This window comes from Bacteroides sp. AM37-9 (assembly GCF_003603455.1).
Lineage (GTDB): Bacteria > Bacteroidota > Bacteroidia > Bacteroidales > Bacteroidaceae > Bacteroides > Bacteroides xylanisolvens.
Genome location: NZ_QTNF01000012.1, coordinates 43,322 through 59,984, shown reverse-complemented (window position 1 = coordinate 59,984; position 16,663 = coordinate 43,322). Strand labels below are relative to the sequence as shown.

Annotated in this window: 19 protein-coding genes; 3 read left to right on the top strand and 16 right to left on the bottom strand. The window is 40.0% G+C overall.

From position 1 onward, the window contains the following. The 8 genes from DW862_RS10310 to DW862_RS10275 all read right to left on the bottom strand — a co-directional run bounded on the left by DW862_RS10310 (position 1) and on the right by DW862_RS10275 (position 4,604). The gene (locus DW862_RS10310; RefSeq protein ID WP_007854448.1) at positions 1–300 is read right to left on the bottom strand and encodes a hypothetical protein; all 300 of its coding nucleotides are present in this window, start codon (positions 298–300) and stop codon (positions 1–3) included. Continuing rightward, positions 287–901 (bottom strand): hypothetical protein, encoded by a 615-nt coding sequence (locus DW862_RS10305; protein ID WP_004326702.1) that lies wholly within the window; start codon positions 899–901, stop codon positions 287–289. Before DW862_RS10305 ends, DW862_RS10310 begins: the two co-directional genes overlap by 14 nt. Continuing rightward, positions 898–1,122, bottom strand: a complete 225-nt coding sequence (locus DW862_RS10300; protein WP_004326701.1) for a hypothetical protein — start codon at positions 1,120–1,122, stop codon at positions 898–900. Before DW862_RS10300 ends, DW862_RS10305 begins: the two co-directional genes overlap by 4 nt. Next, positions 1,122–2,030 (bottom strand): recombinase RecT, encoded by a 909-nt coding sequence (locus DW862_RS10295; protein ID WP_004326700.1) that lies wholly within the window; start codon positions 2,028–2,030, stop codon positions 1,122–1,124. The genes DW862_RS10300 and DW862_RS10295 overlap by 1 nt, the downstream gene beginning before the upstream one ends. Beyond that, a complete protein-coding gene (locus DW862_RS10290; protein ID WP_032581971.1) occupies positions 2,027–2,995 on the bottom strand; it encodes a PD-(D/E)XK nuclease-like domain-containing protein in 969 nt (322 codons plus the stop codon). The genes DW862_RS10295 and DW862_RS10290 overlap by 4 nt, the downstream gene beginning before the upstream one ends. Positions 2,996–3,066: 71 nt before the next feature. Further along, entirely contained in the window at positions 3,067–3,768 is a 702-nt protein-coding gene (locus tag DW862_RS10285; protein ID WP_009132292.1) for a hypothetical protein, read from the bottom strand. 384 nt (positions 3,769–4,152) lie between these two features. Next, on the bottom strand, positions 4,153–4,404 hold the full coding sequence (locus DW862_RS10280; RefSeq protein ID WP_024987683.1) for a helix-turn-helix domain-containing protein: 252 nt from the start codon (positions 4,402–4,404) through the stop codon (positions 4,153–4,155). Then, complete coding sequence (locus DW862_RS10275) at positions 4,401–4,604, bottom strand: hypothetical protein (protein ID WP_004326696.1); 204 nt, start codon at positions 4,602–4,604, stop codon at positions 4,401–4,403. Before DW862_RS10275 ends, DW862_RS10280 begins: the two co-directional genes overlap by 4 nt. 776 nt (positions 4,605–5,380) lie before the next feature. Here DW862_RS10275 and DW862_RS10270 point away from each other — a divergent pair. The 3 genes from DW862_RS10270 to DW862_RS10255 all read left to right on the top strand — a co-directional run bounded on the left by DW862_RS10270 (position 5,381) and on the right by DW862_RS10255 (position 7,693). Further along, a complete protein-coding gene (locus DW862_RS10270) occupies positions 5,381–6,151 on the top strand; it encodes a LexA family transcriptional regulator (protein WP_004326695.1) in 771 nt (256 codons plus the stop codon). A gap of 1 nt (position 6,152) precedes the next feature. Next, positions 6,153–6,491, top strand: a complete 339-nt coding sequence (locus DW862_RS10265) for a hypothetical protein (protein WP_004326694.1) — start codon at positions 6,153–6,155, stop codon at positions 6,489–6,491. A gap of 605 nt (positions 6,492–7,096) precedes the next feature. Beyond that, a complete protein-coding gene (locus DW862_RS10255; protein WP_004317740.1) occupies positions 7,097–7,693 on the top strand; it encodes a type 1 glutamine amidotransferase family protein in 597 nt (198 codons plus the stop codon). Between the two features lie 576 nt (positions 7,694–8,269). Here DW862_RS10255 and DW862_RS10245 read toward each other — a convergent pair. The 8 genes from DW862_RS10245 to DW862_RS10210 form a co-directional block, all read right to left on the bottom strand. Further along, positions 8,270–8,692, bottom strand: coding sequence for a pyridoxamine 5'-phosphate oxidase family protein (locus DW862_RS10245; RefSeq protein WP_008025491.1), 423 nt, complete (start codon positions 8,690–8,692; stop codon positions 8,270–8,272). A 91-nt stretch (positions 8,693–8,783) separates the two neighbouring features. Beyond that, a complete protein-coding gene (locus DW862_RS10240) occupies positions 8,784–9,662 on the bottom strand; it encodes an AraC family transcriptional regulator (RefSeq protein WP_008771206.1) in 879 nt (292 codons plus the stop codon). A gap of 122 nt (positions 9,663–9,784) precedes the next feature. Beyond that, positions 9,785–10,333 (bottom strand): Crp/Fnr family transcriptional regulator, encoded by a 549-nt coding sequence (locus tag DW862_RS10235; protein ID WP_009039845.1) that lies wholly within the window; start codon positions 10,331–10,333, stop codon positions 9,785–9,787. 40 nt (positions 10,334–10,373) lie between these two features. Then, complete coding sequence (locus tag DW862_RS10230) at positions 10,374–11,738, bottom strand: MATE family efflux transporter (RefSeq protein WP_120068067.1); 1,365 nt, start codon at positions 11,736–11,738, stop codon at positions 10,374–10,376. A 260-nt stretch (positions 11,739–11,998) separates the two neighbouring features. Next, entirely contained in the window at positions 11,999–13,528 is a 1,530-nt protein-coding gene (locus tag DW862_RS10225) for an STM4011 family radical SAM protein (protein ID WP_120068129.1), read from the bottom strand. Positions 13,529–13,539: 11 nt separating this feature from the next. Then, positions 13,540–14,814: an STM4012 family radical SAM protein gene (locus DW862_RS10220; RefSeq protein WP_120068063.1), complete on the bottom strand. Its 1,275-nt coding sequence runs from the start codon at positions 14,812–14,814 to the stop codon at positions 13,540–13,542. Then, positions 14,811–15,665, bottom strand: a complete 855-nt coding sequence (locus DW862_RS10215) for an STM4013/SEN3800 family hydrolase (protein WP_120068059.1) — start codon at positions 15,663–15,665, stop codon at positions 14,811–14,813. The genes DW862_RS10220 and DW862_RS10215 overlap by 4 nt, the downstream gene beginning before the upstream one ends. After that, positions 15,652–16,662, bottom strand: coding sequence for an STM4014 family protein (locus tag DW862_RS10210; RefSeq protein WP_120068055.1), 1,011 nt, complete (start codon positions 16,660–16,662; stop codon positions 15,652–15,654). The genes DW862_RS10215 and DW862_RS10210 overlap by 14 nt, the downstream gene beginning before the upstream one ends. Between the last annotated feature and the right edge of the window lies 1 nt (position 16,663).

Here is a 16,663-nt window from a genome sequence, read left to right as displayed (position 1 = left end):
TCATAAAGGTTTTAAGCCATATCGGGCAGAACCGACAAATGGCTGTGGGTTAGTCCTTATGTTTGCTTTGTGTATATCATCTGTACGATGATTGAATAATCGGGGTAATCCCGTTATTTTGTCATATACAACCAGTTCAGACGATACATAACAAATAAAGCCTTTCAGTCGCTCTTTCAACCATGCGTTCTGATAGGCTCTGCGTTCACGATATTCTTGGTAGCTCATTCCCTTTGGGCGAGCTGTGAGAAGGGGAGTGTAATTTCTCGCCCCCCCCGATTTAGATTTACTCTTTCCCATCAATCAAATTTTTATATTGTTCTTCTGAAACGAACTTGTCGCAGTTCCCATACCAAGTACCATCATTTATCTTGTATGGCCTGACTGTTTTATCCATTTCATTCATAACACCGACTACCGCATTTTCTTTGCTATTATCATCCCATACAATAACAACATCGCCGACAGTCGGGATATATTCAGGCTGTAACTTCTCAAAATTGAAGGAGTAATGTTTTTCTTCCTTCATGGCGGCAAGCATCTTTGCCTTTTCCTCTTCCGTAGCTTTACGGAATCCCTTCATGCCTCCGATACCAGCTTCGGGTGTGAGTCTTACAAAAACTCTGTCACCTTCATCATTGGAAGGAACATAGGCGACAAGGCCGAAAGGTACTTTAATTGCCGGTAAAAAAGAGAGTGGCCTTTCTTCTCTAATTTCAGAGAGAATCATCATGCTGCCCCCTCCGCGATTCGGATTGATAATTACGTCACCGGGGATGAATGTCTCACCCTCAAATTCAAATTTACCCCCCCCCGTAACTTTTTGAGTAGGTTGCATACTTTCTTCTTTCACGATTTTTACCATGTGTCCTTCGGGCACTTCAACTGTTACTGTTCTCATTTTAATTTGATTTTAAACTGGTTATTGTATTCTATGTATTTTTCCGGGCAGGTTGTTTCTATAATTCCGTTCATTGTAGGAATACGAAACAACTTGCCGGATTTATGAAGCTCTTTTTCAAGCTGTTTTGCTTTATGTAAAGCAGCCAAAGAACGTGTTTCATTTTCGATCAGTTCTTTAGCCGCTGTGATACTGTTACTAATTTTTTCACATGAATCCATTACTTGACTTCTTCTGCGTATGGAGTATCGTCTTCCTCAAAATCGTCCGGTTTCTGACCTTGTGCCTTTTTCCAGTCTTCAAACATTTCATCATCCAACTGGCTCTCTGTTTCAAGAACTTTAATCATGGAATCTGAAATGCCGGTTTTGGGCAGGAATTTGAAAGCCCAGTTCACGATTGTTTTTCGAGCCATTTCTTCAAAGTCTGTGTCCCACGGGGATTGCTTGCCTTTCTTGACAGCCTCACTACGACTTTTTATTTCTTCAATACGTGCTTTGGGCATTGCATCGAATTTTACAACACCGGAAGTCAAGACTGCAAAATAGTAGCCTCCAAGAAGATCACCACGTTCTCCGAATACATTGGGTTTGTGGATGATAGTGCCACCGGTACCTTTTGTCATGCTGAACTCGTCATTAGCATAAACCAAATCAGAATAAATATCTTTTACAACACCGGTGCGGATCAAAATATCAACTTTACCCATGTATGAAGCTTGGAACTTCACTTTGCCTTTGTACGGTACAAGATACCCCAACCTTAGTTCAGGATTGAGCGTCAGACCGGTAAGAGAAACGTTTTTGATTGCTTCGACAAGATGATCGGGATATTGCCGGGCACAGTCAATCAAATAAGGATTATTCAACATTGCCTGCATAGCGAAATTGACTTCACGGGCAAATTGCTGTTCTGTGCCACCAGCTGCTATAAATGCCTTTTTAGGGGAGATAAAACAGCTTTCCAATCCTTTCAGTTGTACTGGAAAGGCTGGTGGGGCAGAAGGAACGGGCGGTTGTGGTGTGGAAGGTGTTGGGGAGACCGGTTCTGTTTTTGTTGGTGAAGGAGCATTGTGTTGTTCCATTCCCAAGTTCCCTTGTTGGGGGGATTGATTCTCTGTTTTACTCATTGTTCTTGATTATTATAAAAGTTAAACATCTTGTTCTTTTCAAATGCAGGTGTGTCCGGCACCATTATTCTTCGTCCTTTGAATCCTGGCTGAATAAATATCTGTGCACCGTCAAAATCATTGTTTTGTGTACAGTAAACATGCTGGTCTAACAATTTCTTGAATGCCAATGCGCTTGCCCCCATTTTCACAATTCCGTCTTCCAAATGGAAAGCCCAGTTAGCTGCACTGACAAATACTGCGTCATAGGGAGCTGTCTTTTGTTGCATAACCCAGTAGAACTCCTTCCATACTCCAGTACGTTCATGTTCAAAAAACTGGTAGAAGGCTGCCGAAATACCGTAATGAAATTTGGCGATAGTCCGGTTAACTGTTTCTTCATGAAGATCATCAACCGCCAATGTTTTCCAGTCAACAATTTTTTTGGCCGTTTCCACATCAGGGCGATATTTGAACTTGCATCCTTCGTATTCAACGAAATGGCTAACTTCGGCTTTTCCCCATTTTAATATCTGCCTAATCTGTTTGGAGGTGTCCCGGCAATTATTAAGAAGCTCATAAACCATTGTTTCAACCAATTGTATATCGGTTGTGCTTGTCAATGTTTTACCGGGATTTGATTCTTTGGCCTCTATTAGTGCAATCTGATATTTTTGGGTGTCTCGTCCATACGGACAGCCGGTTTTAGGATTTATAGGTGGCTCAAATACAAGAAGATTGTTTCTCCATTTGTCAAGTGTTCCAGTATTAACAAGACTTTCCATTGCATCATGGTACAGCGAGCCTTTTTCAGAAGCTTCAATACTGATCTCGAACATTTCAGGGTGCAATGCCTTGTATCGGGCAAACTTTGGGGACACCATATAATCTTTAATCTGCGTACTACTTAGGAAATCTTTGAATCTTTCTCCACGGTGGTATTCTTCATTTGGCAGATTGTAAATTGTATCTTCTATATTACTCATATAATGAATTTGGAGTTTTACAAAAAACTCCCTACTTTCGCAAGCAAGGAGCCAATAACTAACTAAAAAACTTATTCATCACTTGTGGATAGTAATTCTTTGTAATTCTGTAATATGTATTCTTTTTCTTTATCTGTAAAAGAATAGGCTTTAGCCATAAACTTCATTGCCATATCCTCATTGTGATCGGAAAGGGGATAATAGTCAGTAGCGAATTTGTAAGTAAGCCTATTCAATCGCTCATACTTAACTTTGACCTCTTTAACCCGTCCGCTTATTTCCGAGATAATACCGGACGCTTCTTGCATCTTTTCGTCATATTCTTTTTGGTCTTTCGCTGCTTGTTCTTTCATAACCTTGTTCTGTGCGGCAAAGTTTGAAATCTTTTCGTATAGTTCACTTGAATACACAAAGCCACAGTTAACCTCAAAGTCTGGCTTGATAGAGTAATTGTATTTATCTTTCTTGACGAGATATTTGTAGTCGCTTCCGAGTTTGTTCCAATCGTATTCAACTTTGCGAAGGGTTTTCGCATTACGTAATGCTTCTGCTACCGCATTCGCTTCTTCCATGTCTGTAAAAGCGTAACCTTCAAAGAATGGGATCGTGAACACTTTCAAATCAGCAGGTTCAATCTCAAACAATTCGGGAACCTCCGGCTTATCCATAATTTTGATACCTTCCTCCATCATGCGGAGTTTAATCAATTTCTGTACATCTTCCTCCGTTAACGCAAGAATCTCTTGCTCGGTCATTTCTGTAATTCCTTTCATACTTTTAGCATTTAAAATGTGTTCCCGTCCGCGTTCCGATGGATTGTTGGCCGTAGCTTTTTAGCGGTGACCGCTTCTTGCGAAGCACGGGTATATATATCATTTAAAGTATCTATTCAGTTAAGAATGTATTTATAAACGCCCTACGTTTACTTTGTCATAATATAAGTTGTTTTTGATAACTTAGTGATTCGTGTGCTGCATCTTCTTATTGGCAGTCTGTATTCACACTCTTTTCACTAATCCGCTTTGGCTACTTTGTCGGTCTATTTCGCCCTTTAGATAAGCAGTAAACCTTGTTTTAAGTCTTTATTTGTTCAGACTATACAATATGTCAAAGAACGTTTTGTTAGTTCCCGGAAAGACGGCCAAATCCGTCCGGGATTATTTTCTTTCCATGAATTTTCTCAAAGCTGATTTGGTAAAAATGAGACTCTTGCCATTTTTGGTGTGAGGAATATCATGTATTCGATTGTATAAGGTTTGCAACTTCCATCCGAGAAATACAGCAGCTTGTTTGGCATTCAAATACTCTTCGGTTTCAGCAGTCGCCATTTCTGTTACAGCCTTTCTCACATCATTGCGAATAAACTTGTGCAGTTCTTCTGCAATCATTCTGGCATCTGAACGGTTCATTTCTTTATCGCTTCGATGGTTATCTGATTTTTATCTTTGTCGATGGATATTGAATATCTTTCAACGTCTTCACGGGGATCAGTAAAAGCTAATTGATAGGCGTAGCTTCTTGCATTGACGCAATCCTTGTAAGAATCCAGCTGCATCACTTTGGAAGAACCAGCTTTAATGCTTAGAATATCTTTCTTTGTTACTTTCATATTATTTTCTATTTTATACTTAAATTTTCCACAAAAAATTTGCATAAAAGAAAGCTAACAACTACATTTGCCAATGAGATATGTAGTAAGTGGCTTTTGAAGTCGCCAGCTTTCTTGTTGTTCAAACTTACACTCTTTGTTTGTTTGACGTTGCAAATATACTTCATATTTTCAGAAGTACAATAAAATACTTCATAAAATTTGTAGTATTTCGTATGTTATAAAACATATTTTAATGTAAGTTGCTGGTTTATAAAATGTTATACAAGTGAGGCTTGCGTAAAAAGAAAGCTTTCTGAAAAAAAAGTAATGTCGTTCTATTAGTATTGTAATAATTGAAGAAGTAAAAGACGATCTCATTCGGTAAGGTGCTGGATTGCTGCATAGTTAGCCCTTAGACGGTTTCCCGTTTTTGCTATATGCAGCATAAGAAATGTCTCGTTCGTATAAGTACGCCGTTCTTAGCTGGCCGGGCATTAACAAGTTACCCGACTTCCCGGATTTTTCGCTTACTTGTAGCTGTGCAGGCATCCCGGTTTCGTTTGCCTCTCAATATCGCACGCCCTTCGCAGTATTGAGTTGTAAGAGTGTAACCCTCTGTCTCTCCGCTATGCGGCCTACCGCCGATTACACAATGTGGAGAAAAAGAAAATCCGCAAATAGGTAGCAGCTATTTACGGATTTCTATATATAAACTCCAAATAGGATGTTTAATCAATTTATGTGGTAATACTGCTACTATTACGGATGCAAATATACTACTTAATTTACGAAGTATGCAAGAAGTTGACGATAAAAAATTGAGTGATCTCTCAAAAAGGTTTTTGCAAGCAATTTCATATTGTGGTTTGAGTGGGTATAAATTGAAGAAAGACAATATTATATCCAGTGAATCAACTCTTACCAGTATAAAAAAAGGGATTCAGTTACCAAGTAAAAAAACAATTGATGCTTTTTGTGAGAAGTATGATGTGAGCAGAGCATGGCTATATACTGGAGAAGGTTTGTTTGCAAAGACTCCATCAGGACAGATAGAACCTTCGGAGAAGGATATTAGGGATGCTCTGAAAAATGCGAGAATGCAATCAGACTCTACGATTAGTAAAGTAGCTCCTTATCTTCAAGATATTCTTGTAAAAGTAAAATATGTTCCGATAGATGCTGCGGCTTCATTTGTCGAAAGCTTATATAACACAGCTTATGAAATTGATTCTTATGGTGTCATGCCGGAAGAAGGTGAAGTGCTTGATGATTCTTATATGGTCTTTCAGGTACGTGGTGACAGCATGGAGCCAACTATACCGGACGGAGCTAAAATTCTTGCTCGCAAAATAGAAGAAGGTTTGTGGGAAAGCGCGTCAGGAGTTGTGAGTATTGTGTATGGGAAAACACTTTCAGTCAAGCGGATATTGAAAAACAGTCTTTTCTTGGATAATGTGCTGACTTTAAAGGCTGATAACCCCAAGCATGGCCAGTTAGATGTCGAGAGAAGAGAAATAAGGGGGATGTGGCAAGCATTACGCATAATAAGTCAAAAGATTATTTGATATGGAAGAAAGGGCTATTGACAGATTACGAAAATTTGCAAGGTATGCACGTGATAAGGGAGTTGTCAAAGGTGAGAACTCGTTTGAGGCTTATTGTGAATTATCAAATAGATACATTTATAATTCCATAAGGAACGGGAAGGGGGCTATTGGAACTGATATAATAGCTCGTATTGTGGATAAGTTCCCGGAATTGAATGTGAAGTGGCTTTGTACTGGCAAAGGGAATATGATTGAGACGGATATTGATGCGAATGTCAATTATAAAGCGGCTTATGAGGGTGCAATGATGCAAATAGAAGCTTTGCATAAAATTATAGAAGAAAATAAGCGGAGATGATATAAATATGATACCATTAATATATTTTTAACAAGTATTTTGCTGATTATCAGTATAATAGTAAAATGTGTTAGTCCCGTACGCACCGCTTCTTAAGAAAGCGAAACAAAGAAAAAGCTCTGTAATTCAATGATTACAGAGCTTTTTTATTTCACTTTTCTACTTTGTACACAGTTGGCTATCTAGCCGGAAGTCATATTCTCGAAGCTAACTTCAAGGTTTTCAAATCATAGATTAAGATTTCATCCTTATCTGTTTTGTCATACTTGTTATTATTGTTTGTATCATAATAACCTGCGACGACAAGTTTACCTGTTTGTGTATTGACAACAAAAAATTTATCTTCCGTTAATTGAGTCATTTCTTTTCCGAGCGTATCGCACTCCCCCATAAGGTATTGTACCTTCCAATTCATTTTTCCTGAATGAAAAAGTTATAGTTTTTACTTCACGCCCTTCATCATTGCTCTTTGAATGATAAAAAGTTTCCTATTGTAAATTGAATAATCATATTTTAAATGTATTATTCGAGATTTTACCACAATTACTACTACAAAAGTCAATTAAATATCACACCTTTGTACTCACTAAAAATTAGAACGATATATGAAAGAAGTAATATTTGTAATTTTAGAAGGGTTCGCCGACTGGGAAGGCGCATATATAGCTACCTGTTTGAATCAGGGAGTCAAGCCCGGAAATCCTATTAGTTATAAAGTGAAAACCCTATCAATAACCCAAGAACCTGTAAGTTCAATAGGCGGATTCAGAGTGCTGCCTGATTATGGGCTAAAAGATATGGCGGAAGATTATGCGGGGCTGGTGTTAATTGGCGGTATGAACTGGTTCTCACCTGAAGCTGAATTAATAGTCCCACTTGTAGAAAAAGCTATTAAAGAAAAGAAATTAGTTGCCGGAATATGTAATGCTTCTGTTTTTCTGGGTATGCACGGTTTCCTTAATGAGGTAAAGCATACCAGCAATACGCTCAATTATCTAAAACAGTATGCTGGGGATAAATATACAGGCGATTCGAACTATATCAATGAACAAGCTGTAAGAGACGAGAATATTGTAACTGCCAACGGAACCGGGCAATTGGAATTTTGCAAAGAAATATTATATGCATTAGAAGCTGATACTGCCGATGCGATAGAGGAAAGTTATCTGTTTTATAAAAACGGATTCTGTCCGGGAGCATAAAATGAATGAAAGAATGACCATTCTTAAAAAAGGAATATTTAAGCAATCAGAAAGAGAGACAATAGCATAACGATTTAAGAAAAATAGAAAAAAGCCCGGCATCTGTCGGGAGAAAGTTCTTTATTATTATCATTTGGGACATATATCATCCAAATAGCAGCTATTTTCCATTATTCATTCACCATTCAACATAAAATATTAAGATAACCGTTCTTTTTATTATTCCTATCCTTTCTAACAGTTATGCCAAACTAGAGAAAAACCACCCTCAAAAAGACCAGTTTCAGCTTCCTCACCGATGACAAACAAGTTCCTCGGTGAGGAAGCTAGCGACGCACACCGAGGAACACCCCGCTCCTCACCGAGGAACGAACGCTTTGCCAACAAGAAAAGATGCATTCCGTATGTAGTTTTATGCGAAATAGACCTGTATTTCCGCATATTATTGCACTATTTTATGCCGTTTATTCACTGGTTCATTGTTTTTAAAGTTGCTATTCTTTTATACAATCTTAAAAATAGCACATTGAGACTATAAAAGCGCTGTCTCTTAGTATCTCTTATATACTATGAGTTTTATTCTACGATAAAGCTCTCCGATTTGAAATTACTATAAAACCTACCGGAAGTTGCCGTAAATTTCAATACACAATAGTCGGGTTCTGTCACTCCTTCCGGGTAATACATGGTATCACCCTCCTGCCAAATCATTTCTTTGCTGGCACTGTCTGTCAATACTTCCATTGTACCCCGCAGCATCGCACCTCTAAAAAATCTTGTATCACAAAAGTAAATACACGCATGATTGTTTTCCCGGTATTGCGCCACACGCATGGATGAAGTATTCGTTGTCAGATAAATCGTTTTTATCCCTTCCCTTTTTCTTGGCTGCAACATTGCCTTGATATTAGGAAATCCCTCCCTGTCTATAGAACCGATAAAAGCTGTTTTCAACTTATCAATCATGTTCCCTACTGTTTTTTCTGCGTCTCTCATCATTTCATTTTTTATTGTTAGTTATTATCTGATGCGAAAGTAGAGAAATAGAAGAGGAACGGCGTAATAAAAAGAAAGGGGAAAATAGTACTTTTTACGGTTTATGTGTTTTCCGATAAAGTAATGGAGTTTCTCCCGTATGTTGCCGGAAGCTGCGAATAAAATAGGAGACCGTTGAAAAGCAGAGTTCAAAAGCAATATCCGATATAGGGACGTTTGTATAAACGAGCAGTCTTTTAGCCTCATCCATCACTTTATTCTGAATATATTGTTTGGCGCTGAACCCCATTGTCGAGGTTACCATCTCATTCAAATAGTTTGAAGTAATGCAGAGTTTATCCGCATAATACTGAACCGAGTGTTGCTCTTTCGAATGGATATTTACCAAATTCATGAATTTACTTACATGATTATTAGACGCTTCTCTGCTCCTGCCCTCCTCTATCGAAGTCATTTTAAGATAAGCCCGGTCCAATAACATCAGGACTTCATAAAGCAACGCTCTCAATACATGCACATCGTTTTGCTGATACGAGTCGATCTCCATCTTTATATGATGCAAAATTTGGAGTATACGGGCATAAAGCTCATCTGGCAAATGCAGTCTTGATGAAAAGCTTTCCAGCTGAAAAAACGAAAGATGCTGTACAAACAAAGAATCTTTAAAGAGGGAAGACAAGAACTCTTCCTCGAAAATCAGCGCATAACCATTGATGATATGACGCGTATCCCAGTTCCGGATTTCTCCCGGTTTAGAGAATAGAACGTCACATGGGGTTACTTCATAGGTTTGGTTATCGACAGAAAACGTCCCTTTACCTTCTGTTATAAAAGTAACATCATAATAATTCAACGTGTGAATAGCACTTTCAGCCAAGAACTTCTTCACATATTTCAGTTCTACCACATCGACCAAAAGTTCGCTTCCATACTTATTCTTATAAAAAGTATATCGAGGTATTGAGTTTTTCATTTGGAATACAAAAATAATATTCCTTACCAAATAATCCAAAGACTTTTCAAACTCAATTTTGAATAGTCAATGAACCATCTGATAAGGAATACATAGAAAAATAGATGTCCAGGTTATATTTCCTATTTAGAACTTCCAGCCATATATCCCAAACTGGTTACATCGGCACCCAGATAATGAGTAATATACTTCAAAGGTACCCTGTACAGAATATCTGGGATTTCTGCCAATAAAGAAAGATACCTCTCTCTTACCGTCAGTTTACGAACGTTCATATTCTCTTCTTCTTTAAAATAGAACTGATATTCCATCAGTTGACGAACCAAGTTGGCAAACGAAATAGATGTTGCGCACAACTCTTCAATCTCCTCTTCGCTGATGTAATAAGCAGCACATTTCGTCAGCGCCTTTACAGCATACTGACTGGAGTTATAGCACAATACAGCATCCCCTTCAGATAAAAACCGGATGGTTCTGTCCTCTCCTTCATGGGTCGTGTATGTATGCAGAATGCCGGAAACAATAATATACAAGCTCTGCTCGGGCATTGTGGCAGATGCAATCGTTTCTCCTTTATCCAGATACACCATTTCCATACGAGCCAACAGCTCTTTCACTTCTTTTTCATCAACCTGATACTCAAAACAGAGTTTCTTCAAATAAGCTTCCATACAAAATAGATTTTAGTTAATATATGTCACTTAAAAACACCTAATTCGACATAGCAGGCATCAATGTGCCTCTCAAGTATAATTTCCTTTGCGTATATCGCAAATACCAGATACAAATCAATAATGAAACCACCGTTGAAATGGGTGGAGCAAATCCCATGATAAACAGCGACGAGCTATCCATCTGACTGAACCAGTATGACAATGGTATACGGAACAGGAAAGTAGCTATCAGACTGTGAATCATCGGGAATAACGAGTTCCCTTGTCCGCTGAAATAAGAATTGATGCAGAACACAAAACTGACTACGATACAGTCGATGCTATATCCCCGCAGGTACTCTGCTGCCATTGCCACCACAGCGGCATCTTTCGTAAAGAAAGCGGTAAGCGTCTCCGGCAGGAATTGCGAATACACGCAAACCGACACACCGAAAACAAGAGCAATCCCTATTCCGGAAGCAAGACATTTATTCATTCTCTTGATAAGTCCCGCCCCGTAATTTTGTGCAGTCATGGTTGCCACAGCCGATGATATAGCCATCGGAGGCAGCATGGCAAACACTATGATTTTCTCAACAACACCTAAAGAAGCAGACGCAATGACTCCCATCTGATTCACAATGACAGTGATTATCAGAAATGAAACATTGATTAAAGCATCTTGCAAAGCAATAGGCGCTCCCAATACCATGATCTTTTTAGACAGATTCCGGTTCAAACGGATATCCTTCCGTGAGAAATCAAAGTGGAATCCATGCCGGTATAAGAACCAAAGCGCTATTCCAAAGCTAACGCCTTGCGCGGTTACAGTAGCAATAGCCGCTCCTGTAGCTCCCCAATGGAAATAGCCGACCAGTATAAAATCGAGCACTATATTGATTATACATGCCAAGCCTACAAAATAAAGCGGTGTCTTTGAATCACCCAATCCACGCAGGATACCACATACAACGTTATATCCTATTATGAACAGAATACCAGCCGAACATACCAGAATATAGTTTTTAGTATCAGCCATCGCTTCCGCAGGCGTGTGCATCAGTTCGGTTATCTGCCCATGAAATGCCACCATGACCAAGGTCAGCAAGACTCCTACGATTGAAAATAGCCACACGGAAGAACCGATTGTAAAAGCTACTTTCCGATCATCTTTTGCTCCGATGGCGATAGCAATCAATACGGTTGTGCCTGTCGTAATGCCAAGAATAATACCCGTAATCGTCTGCATCACCTGACTGCCGATAGCCACAGCCGCCACACTTGCCGAATCATCATATTGCCCCACAACAAACAAGTCGGCTCCACCATAAAGTGCCTGAAGCACATTGGCAATAAGAAAAGGCACTGCAAATTGCAGCAATACCTTCGGAACACTTCCTTGTGTCAAATTTAACTCTTTCATAGTTTCTCCGCTACTTTACCTCTTATCTTAAATTATTACAATAAAAAATAGTGCCGGACAAGCGAATGATTTACACCATTCATCTTATCCAGCACTATAATTATCTATTATAGCACCCTCCGATGAGGATTTTTATGCCTGTCCCTATTTTCGGGCTGCAAATATGGGCTTTGTTTTTATAACTACCAAATTATAACTGATTTTTATTTTTGAATGGTACAATCAGGTATCAATGTGAAGCTTTTATTGCAGCCGCTTTTCTACTCCCGGAAGCGGAAGAAAGCAGCCAATCGGTCCGGATTCAGCGTATAGCGGGCACGTTCTTTTAAAAGTGGTTCGGCGTTCATCACTGCACAAGAATGAGATACTACTGACATCATCTCCCAATCCTTCAGTGAATTTCCGACAACCAATACTTGGTCAAGGGGAAAAGCTAAAGCCTTGCATATATGAAGCACTCCTTTCCGTTTGTCAACGTCCTTATGGATAACCGTAATAAGAGGTGGTTTATAAAACACCTGATAAGGTTTCTCTTTTAAGCGAGAAAGAATATTTATTCTCTCTTCCTTATCATAAACCAGCATGCTGTATTTATAGACTTGACCTTCATAGCTATGCGCCGTTATCTTTGCGGATTCTTCGTTTATGTCCAGTAGTAATTCAACTGGCATACACCGGTTCTGCCCGGCATATACCAGTAATCCACCATCAGCAAACACCCCTCCTTCAAACAGGCTGAAAAGAGCCTTGCCTAACTTTCTCCGCGCCTGTTGCATAGATAAAGAAGTAGCAAGATATAAGGGAACAAATTGCGCTATGTACCGCAAAGCATGGGCATAACTTTCCGAAACCCTTCCCTGGGCATCGGTAAGTGTTCCATCCACATCAAAAAACACGGAAGTAATGAAAGGCTTATCCGGGATCCGCCAAAATGCACCTGCTCTCATTATTCGATGCAAAGGATGATTAGTCAAATTACTGAAAGCAATGTAACAGTCACAGACCTTCCGCCGACAAGGAAGCAAGGGGTCCAAGATCTGATTCTGATAAAGATTTCCTATCTTCACCTGACTTCTGGGACAGCCAAAGATATCTCCTTTCCAATCAATAAAACAACTACTTCTCCCTCCCGAACAGATATCCCATTGAGCTGAAGCGTTTTTTAAATCATACTCAAAAAGGTTATCCAGTTGCGTAAAGAAACGAATATCTTCTACGCTCAACGGAGACTTCAAACCTTGCATAGCATTAATAAACAAGTAAATATCCGGCAAAAGAGCATTTCGCAAATCGCTAAGTACACTTTTTGCCATCGGATTGCCTACGGCTCCGGCACAGACCTGTATTCCTGCATTATAAAGGGTATGAAGTCGCCGGACAAAGCTTTCTACTGAAGTCATTTCCGGATGAAAGCTGGCCCAAATCTTTATCTTACTTATCAATGTCGGTGTAGCCGAAAATTCGTCCAGCCATTCATCGGCAGAGAAAGAAAGATTAGTCTGACAGGAAATTCCGGCCACTTGTGGCAACGCCGCTAAATGAATGATCCCTTTCCGATAATAACGATGTATCAATGCTTCACCGTAAGGAATAATAAATAACTGCAACGGTCCTCCCTGCCATTGTTCAATAGCCGTAATAAAACGGTTCCACGCCTGTTCATCCTGCGTAGTAGCTGTCAGATGTGACTTTTTGCCGAAAGGACAATAAGAGCAGGTATAATTGCAGCTATTCAATTTACCGCGATAATAGATACGCTTGATGGAAAGTAAATCCCCCTCGTTTTTCATTTCCATTTCGTTCAATAAGAATAAGTTTCCATCAGCCCTCTTATTTCAGGAGTAATGAACAACTGACCAATATAATCAGAATATCCTATTCCTTCGGAAGTAAGACAAATGCGGTCATCTGTACTTTCTATCCATTGCCGTTCTGCCAGTTGCCGGAATAATGGAATATCATCCGGTGATTCGCCAAAACGACGCTCATATTCGGCTTTATCAAGCCCCATATAATACATCAGATTTTTAATGATGAAACGTTGCCTCCGTTCTTCTTGAGAGAGAATAAATCCATTGCGAGCTACTGTAAAATCAGCAGTGCCCATATAGTCATCTATCTCTCCGGCAATGCAGTGTTGAGAAACAGTATACCGGGTGGCATAATGCAAATGACCCAAGTAACTACGTCCACCGGAACCACACGAAAGCATCACTTCATCTCCACAGGAAATTTCCGCATCAGTAGACGGATGATGAATAAAACGCCGCATCGAAGTTTGTAGAAGGCCTCTGTCTTTCAACAGATCACGGGCGGCACAATACATCCGGAAACAGACATCATCAGGTTCCCGCTCCGTGATAGCTGTTCCCTGTCGCACATATAACGGATAAATAAAGAGTTCGTTAGGCTGAAACAGAAGAGCTTGCTCCAACGAATAGAGAAAACTATCCACCGTTTGTCCTTTGATTCCGTAAATCAAGTCGATATTAAAAAAAGGAAATTCCATCTTCCGGATAGTTTCCAACGCCTGATTGATCGTGTCTTGCCGGGGACGTCTTTTCAAAGCGGTTAACTCTTCGTTGAGAAAACTTTGTATACCGATACTTATACGAGCCACTCCGGCTTGTTTCAACCATGTCAAACGGGCAGGATCAGCATACTCCGGTGATGTTTCTATGGAAGTAAAAGCATGTGAGGGATGCACTCCGAACAGGGCAGCCGTCTCCAATAAGTATTCCAGTTGGGAAACGGTGAGAAGCAACGGTGTACCTCCTCCAATGGCGAAACTGTCAAAGATCAGTCCGGTGGTGAGAGGTGACAATTGTTGTGCCTGCTTATGAAGGGTTTCCAAATAAGTTGCGATATAATCCGCACGATTGGTTTGTAGAGAAAACAGGTTACAATATCCACATTTATGACTACAAAAAGGAATATGAAAATAGAGTGATGCCTTCTGCCCTTCCACCTGTTCCAGGTAAGGAAGCAGCGAAACCGGAGATGGAAAAGGACGATAGGCAGTTTTATGTGGATAGCTATACATATAGTCTACATATCGTGGTAGCGGTTGATTCATTGTTTCGTTAAAATAAAGTGTTTGTAAGGGACTGTATAAACCGTTTCGTGAGATATGCAATGGTATTCATACCCATCTTCACCATAACAAGTGCCATGATCGGAAAAGGCAATCACCAGCGTATTGCTCCGTTTCTGAAAAGCCTGAAACAAACAAGGTAACTGACTGTCAATATATTGCAGGGCAGCCGCATGTGATTCTTTATCATCTTTCATTTTACCCTCCACATAATGACAGTTCGGATAATGGATAGCAGAAAAATTGATATACATAAAGATCCGTTTGTCGTCCGGATAATTTTCTAGTTTTTTCAATGCAAAATCAATCTGTTTTTCAGTACTATCGGGCGCTGTGCATCCAAAGGTAGGCAGCCAATAACTTTTAGTAAAGTAACCGGGGAATACACGCCCCAGCTCATTACGCTTGCTAAAGAAGTTTACACCACCTATACAAATCGTTTCATAGCCTGTATGGGCAAGACTCTGCACAAAAGTCGCTTCTGTAAATGGATAACTTCCTTTGGGCGGAATACGTCCTGTACCCGCTTGCACGGGGAAAAACAACCAGTTACGACTACGCAGTGAATGAGGTTCTGCCGGAGAAGGCAGAAATCCGGCAAAGATGGCAAAATGAGACGGGTAAGTGAAATTTCCCGGAGCATGTCTTTTCTCCCATTCTCCTCCATGGCTGTTCAGTACAGGCGTTCTTCCGGCCGCTTCTTCCTCTTTGCTGACATCATACCGCAAGGTGTCAAAGCAAAGCATCAATATATCATGAGTACCCACCACCTGATTCATATCCAGATCCGGATGACGGGTCTGTTCGCCAGCCGGCAGTTCATCTATTTGCATGGTTATATTTCTTTTTTATGTTTTTTATTTGTTGAGTATAAATAGAATTATGAGCAAACATATCCTGATAAACATGGTCTCCTTGTCCGTTGACTTCTATTATATAAGGAATATCCGTCCCTCGTTCTATCAATACATCTACTCCTGCATACTGCAAATCCAAGGATTGCACAGCTTCCTGACATTGAAAATAGATTTGTTGCCGCACCTCTTCGGATAGAGACAATTCATTCCACCAATGCGCCTTGTTGTTCAGGTGTAGATTCGTTATGCTTCCTTTGCTGCATCTCACAACGATATAATCTATTTCAGACTCCCGGCACACTACCCGAAGGTCGTAATTTTCTCCTTGCAATTGTGCTTTAGGAATCCATTCTTCGAGGATCGCTTCTGTTTGTATCACAGCTTCTGCCAACGGGATGATCTCTTTTTCCACGCTCAAACGATTGATTCGTTTGGTATTATGAATCACTCCGTCCACTTGCCGCAGCGTAGTATAGACTACCCACTTATTCCGGTTGGGCTGATAACGAATCGCCATAATGCCTCCCGCACCCGAACCATAACGGGGTTTCAAAAAGCATCCTCTACCGCAATCGGCAAGAAGCTGCCGTAACTCATCGAAGGATTGTGGAGACGGTAACATCGGAGTCACTTTCAGACCTTTGTCCATCAGGACTTCTTTTGTTTCCTTTTTATCAAGAGCACGCAACAAAGCATCAGGAGTATTTAAAAAGCACACATCATCAGGCAGGCTCATCTCGCTCAAACGTTGCAATGTCTCCTTATATGCCTGATTCAACAGCGCATATTTCAGGAAATCAGTTTCATCACTTACACAAGGTTCCAGTTTGATAACTGCCTGCCGCAATAGCGGCAAGCAGCTAAAAAGTTCCTCATAAGTCATAAAACAAACTTCTGTCTGCAAGTGCTTACCTGCTTCAACAAAATATTCTATACGTTTGGATAAAGAGTTGCTGACAACGATTATCTGCATC